This is a genomic window from Streptomyces sp. UNOB3_S3 (assembly GCF_020740895.1).
GTDB lineage: Bacteria > Actinomycetota > Actinomycetes > Streptomycetales > Streptomycetaceae > Streptomyces.
This window is the reverse complement of record NZ_JAILXP010000260.1, coordinates 1-10339: the sequence shown is the minus strand read 5'-3', so window position 1 is coordinate 10339 and position 10339 is coordinate 1. Positions and strand designations below refer to the sequence as shown.

Sequence of the window (10339 nt, the reverse complement as noted above, 5' to 3'; positions counted from 1 at the left end):
CCCCTCCTCGCCCTCGGCACCGGCCGCCCGCCCGCCGCCTCGGCCGTCCCCGCCGACCTGACCACCGGCTGCTTCTCCCTCCTCCCGCTCGGCTGCGCCCGCCACGTCCAGCACGCCGGCCTCAACAAGGACACCGGCGTCATCGACCCGGCCACCGGAGCCACCAGCGGCCCCACCACCCCCCGCGGCAAGACCGCCGGGAACTTCGACCGCGCCGTCCACGCCGCCATCGCCGACACCCGCCGCCAGTGGGCCGACTTCCGCGCCGCCCTGACCGCCGCGTACGGCAAGGACCGCGCGGAGACCATCGGTTGCGCCCTCACCCACGACGCCCCGGCCCGCGACTGCGCGCCCAAGGGCTGAGCCCCGGGTCACGGGGAAGGGGCCAAGGCCACGGGGAAGAGGCCAAGGTCACAACGGTTGCCCCTGCTACGGAGCGCGACCGCTCACTAGCCTTCCCCCCATGACGGTCCTGCCCGACGAAGGCTTCCACCTGGCTGCCGAGTTCCCGGACGCGACCCGTGAGCAGTGGCAGCGCCTTGTCACAGGCGTGCTGAGCAGAACGGGCACCGCGGCCGAGGGGCCGGCGGCCGAGGACGCACTGGCCACCGCGCTCCAGGACGGGCTCGCCACCCGTCCCCTGTACACCGCCGACGACGGCGGCACGGTGCCCGGCCCGCCCGGCTTCCCCCCGTTCGTCCGCGGCGGGCGGCCGGAGGGCACCGCGCTCACCGGCTGGGACGTGCGCCAGCACCACGCCGGACCCGACCCCCGGAAGGTCAACGAGGCCGTCCTCGCCGACCTCGAGAACGGCGTCACGTCCCTGTGGCTCACCGTCGGCGGCGCCGGACTGCCCGTGGAGGCCCTCCCCGCGGCCCTGGACGGCGTCTACCTCGACCTCGCCCCCGTCGTCCTCGACGCGGGCGAGGAGTTCGAGCCCGCCGCGCGCCGGCTGCTCGACCTGTACGCCGAGCGCGGCCTGCCGCGCGACGCGGCCGCCGGCGCCCTCGGCGCCGACCCGCTGGGCACCCTCGCCCGCACCGGCACCGACGCCGACCCCGCCGAGGCCCTGGACGCCGCCGCCCGCCTCGCCGCCACCTGCGTCCGCGACCACCCGCGCCTGCGCGCCCTGACCGTCGACGCCCTGCCCCACCACGAGGCCGGCGGCTCGCCCGCCCAGGAACTGGGCGCCTCCCTGGCCACCGGCGTCGCCTACCTCCGCGCGCTCACCGCCGCCGGGCTCACCGTCGACGAGGCCTGCTCCCAGCTGGAGTTCCGCTACTCCGCCACCGCCGACCAGTTCCTCACCATCGCCAAACTCCGCGCCGCGCGCCGGCTGTGGGCCCGGGTCTGTGAGGTCAGCGGCGCCACGCCCGCCGCCCGCGCCCAGCGCCAGCACGCCGTGACCTCCTCGGTGATGATGACCCGGCGCGACCCCTGGGTGAACATGCTGCGCACCACCATCGCCTGCCTCGGCGCCGGGGTCGGCGGCGCGGACGCCGTGACCGTCCTGCCCTTCGACGAAGCCCTCGGCCTGCCCGACGCCTTCGCCCGCCGGATCGCCCGCAACACCTCCTCGATCCTGCTGGAGGAGTCCCACCTGGCCCGGGTCGTCGACCCCGCCGGCGGCTCCTGGTACGTGGAGCGGCTCACCGATGAACTCGCCCACGCCGCCTGGGCCTTCTTCCAGGAGCTCGAACGCGCCGGAGGCCAGGCCGCCGCCCTGCGCTCGGGACTGCTCGCCGACCGCCTCGCCGCCACCTGGGCCGACCGCTCCGCCGCCCTGGCCACCCGCCGGGAACCCATCACCGGCGTCAGCGAGTTCCCCCACCTGGGCGAGGCGCCCGTCCACCGCGAGCCCGCCCCGCCCGCGCCCACCGGCGGACTGCCGAGGGTCCGCCGCGACGAGGCGTACGAGGCGCTGCGCGCCCGCTCGGACGCCCACCTCGCCGCCACCGGCGCCCGGCCCCGCGTCCTGCTGGCGGCCCTCGGCCCCGCCGCCGCGCACACCGGCCGGGCCACCTTCGCCGCCAACCTCTTCCAGGCGGGCGGCATCGAGCCCGTCACCCGCCAGATCACGGCCGGGGACGCCGCCGACGCCCTCACCGCCGAGGGCGCCACGATCGCCTGCCTGTGCTCCAGCGACGCGCTCTACGCCGAACAGGCCACGGCCGTGGCCGGGGCGCTCAAGGCCGCCGGCGCCACCACGGTCCTCCTCGCCGGAAAGCCCAAGGGCGAACTGCGGGAAGACTGCCAACGGGCGGGAGTCGACACGTTCGTCTTCGCCGGCGGCGACGCGGTCGCCGTCCTCTCCTCCGTCCTCGACCGCATGGGAGTGGCGTGATGCGGATCCCCGACTTCTCCGGCATCGACCTCGGCCCGGCCGCCACCGGCCCCGCCGACCCCGGAGCCTGGCGCGCCGCGCTGAAGGAGAGCACCGGCAAGAGCGCCGAGGACCTCCTCTGGGAAACCCCCGAGGGCATCGGCGTCAAACCTCTCTACACCGCCGAGGACCTCGACGGCCTGGACTTCCTCGCCACCTACCCCGGCATCGCGCCCTATCTGCGCGGCCCGTACCCGACGATGTACGTCAACCAGCCGTGGACCATCCGGCAGTACGCCGGCTTCTCCACGGCCGAGGAGTCCAACGCCTTCTACCGCCGCAATCTGGCGGCCGGTCAGAAGGGCCTGTCCGTCGCCTTCGACCTGCCGACCCACCGCGGCTACGACAGCGACCACCCGCGCGTCACCGGCGACGTCGGCATGGCGGGCGTCGCCATCGACTCCATCTACGACATGCGGCAGCTCTTCGACGGCATCCCGCTCGACAGGATGACCGTCTCCATGACCATGAACGGCGCGGTGCTGCCCGTCCTCGCGCTGTACATCGTGGCCGCCGAGGAACAGGGCGTACCGCCCGAGAAGCTGGCCGGGACCATCCAGAACGACATCCTCAAGGAGTTCATGGTCCGCAACACCTACATCTATCCGCCCCGGCCCTCGATGCGGATCATTTCCGACATCTTCGCGTACACCTCACGGAAGATGCCGCGCTACAACTCCATCTCCATCTCCGGCTACCACATCCAGGAGGCCGGGGCCACGGCCGACCTGGAGCTCGCCTACACCCTCGCCGACGGCGTGGAGTACCTCCGCGCCGGCCAGGGCGCCGGGCTCGACGTGGACGCCTTCGCGCCCCGCCTGTCCTTCTTCTGGGCGATCGGCATGAACTTCTTCATGGAGATCGCCAAGCTGCGGGCCGCCCGGCTGCTGTGGGCCAGACTCGTCAAGCAGTTCGACCCCAAGAACACCAAGTCCCTGTCGCTGCGCACCCACTCGCAGACCTCCGGCTGGTCGCTCACCGCCCAGGACGTCTTCAACAACGTGGCCCGCACCTGCGTCGAGGCCATGGCCGCCACCCAGGGCCACACCCAGTCCCTCCACACCAACGCCCTCGACGAGGCGCTGGCCCTGCCCACCGACTTCTCCGCCCGCATCGCCCGCAACACCCAGCTGCTGATCCAGCAGGAGTCCGGCACCTGCCGGGTCATCGACCCCTGGGGCGGCAGCGCCTACGTCGAGCGGCTCACCCACGACCTCGCCCGCCGCGCCTGGCAGCACATCCAGGAGGTCGAGGCAGCCGGCGGCATGGCGCAGGCCATCGACGCCGGCATCCCCAAGATGCGCGTCGAGGAGGCCGCGGCCCGCACCCAGGCCCGCATCGACTCCGGCCGGCAGCCGGTGATCGGCGTCAACAAGTACCGGGTCGACAGCGACGAGCAGATCGAGGTCCTCAAGGTCGACAACTCCTCGGTCCGCGCCCAGCAGATCGAGAAGCTGCGCCGGCTGCGCGCCGAGCGCGACGAGACCGCCTGCCAGGACGCCCTGAACGCCCTCACCCGCGCCGCCGAGGCCGGCCCCGGCCCCGGCCTGGAGGGCAACCTCCTGGCCCTCGCCGTGGACGCCGCCCGTGCCAAGGCCACCGTCGGCGAGATCTCCGACGCCCTGGAGAAGGTCTACGGGCGGCACGCCGGGCAGATCCGTACGATCTCCGGCGTCTACCGGGAGGAGGCCGGCATGTCGTCCGGTGTGGAGCGCACCCGCGCGCTGGTCGAGGCGTTCGAACGGGAGGACGGGCGCCGCCCGCGCATCCTGGTCGCCAAGATGGGCCAGGACGGCCACGACCGCGGCCAGAAGGTCATCGCCACCGCCTTCGCCGACCTCGGCTTCGACGTGGACGTCGGCCCGCTCTTCCAGACGCCCGCCGAGGTCGCCCGGCAGGCGGTCGAGGCGGACGTGCACATCGTCGGCGTCTCCTCGCTGGCGGCCGGTCACCTCACGCTCGTCCCCGCGCTCCGCGAGGAGCTGGCGGAACAGGGCCGCGAGGACATCATGATCGTCGTCGGTGGGGTCATCCCGCCGCAGGACGTCCCCACGCTCCTGGAGATGGGCGCCGCCGCGGTCTTCCCGCCCGGCACGGTCATCCCGGACGCCGCCCACGACCTGCTGAAGACCCTCGCCGGGGTCCTCGGCCACGAGCTGTGAGCCCATGGCCCGCGCGATAGACCTGGATGCCTACGTCAAGGGCGTGCTGGACGGCAAGCGGGCGGCCATCGCCCGCGCCATCACGCTCGTGGAGTCGCGGCGCGCCGACCACCGGGAGCTCGCCCAGCGGATGCTGACCGAGCTGCTGCCCCACGCGGGCGGGGCCCGCCGGATCGGCGTCACCGGCGTGCCCGGCGTCGGCAAGTCCACCTTCATCGACGCCTTCGGCACCATGCTCACCGGGCTCGGCCACAAAGTCGCGGTGCTCGCCGTCGACCCCTCCTCCAGCCGCACCGGCGGCAGCATCCTGGGCGACAAGACCCGGATGGAGCGGCTCGCCGTCGACCCGGCGGCCTTCGTCCGCCCCTCACCGACCGCCGGCACGCTCGGCGGGGTCGCCAAGGCCACCCGCGAGACCATGGTGGTGATGGAGGCCGCCGGCTACGACGTCGTCCTGGTGGAGACCGTCGGCGTCGGCCAGTCGGAGACCGCCGTCGCCGACATGGTCGACACGTTCCTGCTCCTCACCCTGGCCCGCACCGGCGACCAGCTCCAGGGCATCAAGAAGGGCGTCCTGGAGCTCGCCGACATCATCGCCGTGAACAAAGCGGACGGACCGCACGAACGCGACGCGAAGGCCGCCGCCCGCGAACTGTCCGGGGCGCTGCGCCTGATGCACTCCCACGACGCCGCCTGGAACCCGCCCGTCCTCACGTGCAGCGCCCGCGAGAGCACCGGCCTGGACACCCTGTGGGAGCGCGTGGAAGCCCACCGGGACGTCCTGGAGGCCACCGGCGGCCTGGCCGCACGCCGCCGCGAACAGCAGGTCGACTGGGTCTGGAGCATGGTCCGCGACCGGATCCTCGCCGGGCTGCGCGACCACCCCGACGTCCGCGCTCTCGCCCCCGGCCTGGAACAACGGGTGCGCGAGGGCACCCTGACGGCCGCCCTGGCCGCGGAGCGGCTCCTGGAGGCGTTCCGCCCGCCACGCTAGCCACTGCCGCCGCCCCGTGCTGGGCGCCCTCGCGCCCATGACATCCTGAGCCGTCACGTCCCGCCGGGGCGGGAACGGCGGATGTCGGGGATTACGAGGATGATGCAGCACATGAGACTCTGCTTCCTGGTGGAGGAGCAGTACCGGTACGACGGTATGCCGGTGGACGTGATCCGCCAACTGACCGCCTGGGGACACCGGGTGGACGTGCTGCGGCCGGGCGGTTCGCTGATCCGGCTCTCCGAGACCGTGCGCGCCGGGCACCACGACGCCTGGGTGCTCAAGACGGTGTCCGGCGGCCCGGGGCTGACCCTGCTGGAGGGCGCCGCCGCCGTGGGGCTCACGACGGTCAACGACGCCCGGGCGATCCGGGGCGTACGGGACAAGGCGCTCGCGGCCGTGATCGCCGAGGACCGGGGACTGCCGGTCCCCGTGACCTACGCCGCCGCCCGCGCCGAGGAGTTCGCGGAACTGCCCGCCGACGCCTTCCCGCTGGTGGTCAAGCCCGCCGACGGCAGCTCGGGACGGGCGGTGCGGCTGGTGACGGACGCCGGACGGCTCACCGGCCCCGGTGCCGAACCGGCCGGGGACGGCCTGCTGATCGCCCAGCCGTACGTCCCCAACTCGGGCGTCGACCTCAAGGTGTACTGCCTCGACGGCGAGCTGTACGCCACCGAGCGCCGCAGCCCCCTCCACCCGGACCTGCCGCCCACCGAGCGCCATGTTCCCCTCACACCCGAGGTCGCGGCCATCGCCGCCGAGGTGGGCGCCGTCTTCGGCCTCGACCTGTACGGGGTCGACATCGTCTTCGGCCCCGACGGCCCCGTCGTCGTCGACGTCAACGACTTCCCCAGCTTCCGCCAGGTGCCCGACGCCGTCGCCCGGGTGGCCAGGGCCGTCCTCCGGCTGGCCGAGGCGGGCGGCACCGCGCACGTCGTGCCGATGCCCCGCCCGGCGATGACCGCGCCCGCGCGCGCGATCGGCGGCAACGCATGAGGATCTGCCTGCTCACGCCCGACCCGGACCACCCGCTGCTGGCCGCGACCACCGCCCTGCTGACACCCGACCACGAGGTGGAACGGCTGGACCCGGGTGCCTCCGAGGACCTTCCCGACCCCGCGTCGCTCGCCGACGTCTACCTCCTCAAGACCCGCACCCCCCGCGCCCTGGCCCTCGCCCGGTACCTGGAGGACCACGGGGCGCCGGTGCTCAACTCCGCCGCCGCCACCGAGCTCTGCCAGGACCGCACCGCCATGGCCGACGTGGCCCGCCGCGCCGGCCTGCCGTTCGTGGCCACCCGCACCGAGCCCTCGCTCGCCCCCCTGGTGGCGGCCGGGGAACCGGTGGCGCCCGTCGTGGTCAAGAGCCGCCACAGCCGCCGCCACGACCTGGTCGCCCGGGTCGACGACGCCGCGCGACTGCGGGAGCTCGCCGCGCGCTGGCCGGACGAGCCCGTGGTCGTCCAGCCCTTCACCCCCAACGACGGCTGGGACCACAAACTGTGGGTCGTCGCCGACCGGGTCTTCGCCGCGCTCCGCCGCTCCGAGCTGGCCGAAGCCGTCCCCGGGAGCCGCACCCGCGCCCTCGGCCCCGGCGAGCTGCCCGCCGGATGGGCGGAGCTGGCCCTGCGGGTGGGCGAGGTCTTCGCCCTGGACGTCTACGGAGTCGACCTGCTGGACGCCGGGGGAGCACCGGTGATCGTCGACATCAACGCCTTCCCGGGCATCCGGGGACAGCACGGAGCCCCCGAGGCCCTGGCCGCGCTGGCGCTGCGGGCCGCCACGGGAAGCCGCCGGCCGCGGGTACCGGCGGCCCCGTAGTCCCCGGAGGCCGGTATCGGCCCGTATCCGGAACTTCTTTCGAAGTTTCCGGTTCATGACTCTCGCTGTCGCGACGGTCCGGGCCGATACTGCGGACGCTCCGTCGTCCGCGGCACTCGGAGGAGAGCGCCATGCTTCACGGCATCGATGTCAGCAGCCACAACAGCGCGAACTACGCCGTCCAGGGGCTGGACTTCGTGTTCGTCAAGGTGACCGAGGGCACCTCGTACACCAACCCCAAGTGGGTGACCCAGCGCAACCGGGCCCGGAACGCCGGGCTCGTCGTCGGCTACTACCACTACGTCACACCCGGCTCGATGTCCGCCCAGGCCGACTACTTCCTCGACAAGATCGCCTTACGCGCGGGCGACGTGCTCGCCCTCGACTGGGAACACCCCGACGTCTGGTGCCTGGACAAGGACCGCTGGCTGGAGGACGTCAAGGACGCCGCCCCCGCCCACCGCGTCGTCCTCTACTGCAACCGCAACTACTGGTTCAACCGCGACACCACCGACAACGCCGGCGACGGCCTGTGGATAGCCGACCCGGACCACGCCCCCGGCCGCCCGGCGGTCCAGCACCCGTGGACCTTCCACCAGTACAGCTGGGCCGGCGGCCTGGACCGCAACGTCGCCCGCTTCGACACCCGCGAGGCGCTGCGGCAGTGGGCGGGAGGGTAGGCCCGGGACGCGCGTATAGCGGCGCGGGTGTTACGCGGTGGGCGGCCGGTGGTACCCGTCCTTCTGCCGTGGTGCCGGGCCCCGAGGAGGACAGCGATGCCGGACGAGGGCCGTGCGTGAAGCCGGGCCGTCCCTGTGCGACGGCCTGTACCGGACCGCCGTCAAGGACGGTTTCCGCTGCGAGCTCCGCCTGGACGGCGCCCGCGCGTTCCACCGGATCCAGGACCGGGAGGGCACGGGCGCGGACCGCCGCGCCCGGGGTGAGTACGCCGTCGACGGCACTGCGGTCCGGGTGCGGCTGGAACCCGTTCCCCCGCCCGTGCCCGCCGGGACCGCCGCCTTCGGTCTCCACCGGTTCGGACGCGCGCCGGTGATCGAGATGAGGCTGACCGCGGGCCTCGACGGTGCCGGTCGTCGGGTGTGCCGGCTGACGGCCGGGGACGGCACGGTGTACTCCCGGGTCACCGAGGCGTGATGCGGAAGACGGGAACGGGGCAGCCGCCGGTGCTGACGTTGATCAGCGCGGCGGTGGACACCCGTGAGATGCATCCCGGGGCGTCGGCGCCGAAGAGGAACGGGTCGGTGCTCTCGCAGGACCGCTCGACGCGCAGCCGGCCGCCGTCGAGTACGGGGTAGGGGACGGCCGGAATGGGCACGCGTTCCTGCACGACGTGCGGAGTCGTCAGGGCCCGGCCGAGGGCGGTCCGCCAGGCCGCGTCCGGGGTGAGCCAGCCGCACACGACGCCGTTGCCGCCGTAGTCGTCGTTGGGCTTGAGCACCAGGTGCTCGCGCCGCGCGCGGGCGAAGTCCAGGAGGTCCACCACGCGCCCGTCGGGACAGACCGTGGGCCCTGGGCGCACGAGCCTCGTCCACGGTACGAGAGCACCGGCGGCGACCGCCTCCGGCGCCGGCAGGAGACACCGGGTGCACGGGTCGGTGAGCAGGGCCAGGGCCGACTTCTTGTTCGCCAGATTGCTGGTGTACGGGTTGACCATGACGCACGCCCCGCTCACCCAGGCACGCGTCATCGGATGCTCGGCGAAGGCGTGACCGTAGTGGGAGAGCAGGTCGGTGAGGACGGCGCGCCGGTGGACCACCGTCACCGGCCGTGGCCGCCCGTCCGCGTCACGCGTGAACAGGCCCCGCCCGGAGTCGTAGTGGAGATCGTCCGGCGTGCACACCACCGCCGGCACCCCGTGGCGCCGCAGCTGGGCCTGGAGCGCGTCGAACTCCCAGCGGAGCTTGGGCTTCCAGTCGACGATGGCCGCCCGGGGCGCACCGCCCGGGGAGCCGCCGGCGGCCCAGGCGCCCACCAGGGTGTCGGCCATGCGCCGGAGGCCCGGCACGGGCCGCACGGTGTACTCGCGGGTGAACGCCTCCATCACCGGGGTGTCCAGGTAGGCGTCGGCCAGCAGGTCCTGCGAGATGATCCCGGCGGGGCTGTGGGAGTTGTACTCGACGAAGAGCGTCCGCCCGGCGGCCCGGAAACCGTCGAGCCGTGAGTGCGAGCCGGGAACGCCGGTCGCGGGGGCCATCGCGAAGAGCGCCTTCTCCTCGTCGGACAGGGCCAGTTGCCGCCGTACGAGGTCGCCCGCCTCTCCCGGCCGCAGGGCGTACGCGGCCAGCCGGTGGATCGCCCGCGCGAGCAGGGCGCCGTCCGCGCATCCCTGGGAGTGTTCCGCCTCGCTCATGAAACGTGGCCGCAGCATGTGCGTCAGCGGCCGCCCGTCGGGCGTCATGTTCGCGTCGTGCTGGTGCTTCAGCAGCCGGTCGTGCGCGAGCCGGGCGTAGTGGTCGTGGCCGAGGAGCTCGTGGAACCGGCCGACGGCGGTCTCCACGACGCCGGTTCCGGCGCGGGGGTCATCGTGTCGCGGGCCCATGGTCGCCACCCGTGCCCGGCCCGGTGTCCAGGTCCTCGTCCGGGCCGGAGCTGATGATGTCGTGCGCCCCTTGAACCACTTGCTGCGGTGTGAAGTGCTGCCCTCCCGGGGCGGCCGTACGGGCCTGCTGGACGGCCTCCTTGACGGACATGCCGAAGTCGAGGCAGTCCACGGCCTCCTTCGCCACCGCGTACAGCGCGCCGAGCTCCTCGGCGGCGAGGTGCCGCTCGTGCCCGTTCGAACCCGCCGTGTCGCCTGTGGCGGGGCCCGTGCCGGGTCGGTCGTTCACCACCCTCACAGGGGACCACGGCCGGCGGCCGGGCGCGCGGCGCCGTGACCGGCATGTGCGGACGCGCCGTGCACCCGCCCGTTCCGGCTCGGGCGGCAGGGCGCCGCAGGAGGGGGAGGGGCGCTGGGCCG

Annotated in this window: 9 protein-coding genes and 1 pseudogene; 8 read left to right on the top strand and 2 right to left on the bottom strand. The window is 74.0% G+C overall.

What is annotated here, in order from left to right:
- The 8 genes and pseudogenes from K6I33_RS24635 to K6I33_RS24600 form a co-directional block, all read left to right on the top strand.
- Window positions 1-363 (top strand): annotated as a pseudogene (locus tag K6I33_RS24635) (CinY protein); the annotation flags it as partial.
- Window positions 364-463: 100 nt separating this feature from the next.
- Window positions 464-2344, top strand: coding sequence for a methylmalonyl-CoA mutase family protein (locus K6I33_RS24630; protein WP_229356710.1), 1881 nt, complete (start codon window positions 464-466; stop codon window positions 2342-2344).
- On the top strand, window positions 2344-4545 hold the full coding sequence (scpA, locus tag K6I33_RS24625; protein WP_229356709.1) for a methylmalonyl-CoA mutase: 2202 nt from the start codon (window positions 2344-2346) through the stop codon (window positions 4543-4545). Before K6I33_RS24630 ends, scpA begins: the two co-directional genes overlap by 1 nt.
- A 4-nt stretch (window positions 4546-4549) precedes the next feature.
- Window positions 4550-5539 carry a methylmalonyl Co-A mutase-associated GTPase MeaB gene (meaB, locus tag K6I33_RS24620; RefSeq protein WP_229356708.1) on the top strand — a complete coding sequence of 330 codons (990 nt, stop codon included), beginning with the start codon at window positions 4550-4552 and terminating at the stop codon, window positions 5537-5539.
- 111 nt (window positions 5540-5650) lie between these two features.
- On the top strand, window positions 5651-6535 hold the full coding sequence (locus K6I33_RS24615) for a RimK family alpha-L-glutamate ligase (protein WP_229356707.1): 885 nt from the start codon (window positions 5651-5653) through the stop codon (window positions 6533-6535).
- The gene (locus K6I33_RS24610; RefSeq protein ID WP_229356706.1) at window positions 6532-7359 is read left to right on the top strand and encodes a RimK family alpha-L-glutamate ligase; all 828 of its coding nucleotides are present in this window, start codon (window positions 6532-6534) and stop codon (window positions 7357-7359) included. Before K6I33_RS24615 ends, K6I33_RS24610 begins: the two co-directional genes overlap by 4 nt.
- Before the next feature lie 131 nt (window positions 7360-7490).
- The gene (locus K6I33_RS24605; RefSeq protein WP_229356705.1) at window positions 7491-8039 is read left to right on the top strand and encodes a glycoside hydrolase family 25 protein; all 549 of its coding nucleotides are present in this window, start codon (window positions 7491-7493) and stop codon (window positions 8037-8039) included.
- Window positions 8040-8151: 112 nt separating this feature from the next.
- Window positions 8152-8514 (top strand): hypothetical protein, encoded by a 363-nt coding sequence (locus K6I33_RS24600; protein ID WP_229356704.1) that lies wholly within the window; start codon window positions 8152-8154, stop codon window positions 8512-8514.
- Here K6I33_RS24600 and K6I33_RS24595 read toward each other — a convergent pair.
- Window positions 8501-9919 carry a hypothetical protein gene (locus K6I33_RS24595; RefSeq protein ID WP_229356703.1) on the bottom strand — a complete coding sequence of 473 codons (1419 nt, stop codon included), beginning with the start codon at window positions 9917-9919 and terminating at the stop codon, window positions 8501-8503. The two genes, K6I33_RS24600 and K6I33_RS24595, sit on opposite strands and share 14 nt — an antisense overlap.
- A complete protein-coding gene (locus tag K6I33_RS24590; protein ID WP_229356702.1) occupies window positions 9900-10208 on the bottom strand; it encodes a hypothetical protein in 309 nt (102 codons plus the stop codon). The genes K6I33_RS24595 and K6I33_RS24590 overlap by 20 nt, the downstream gene beginning before the upstream one ends.
- Window positions 10209-10339 lie beyond the last annotated feature (131 nt).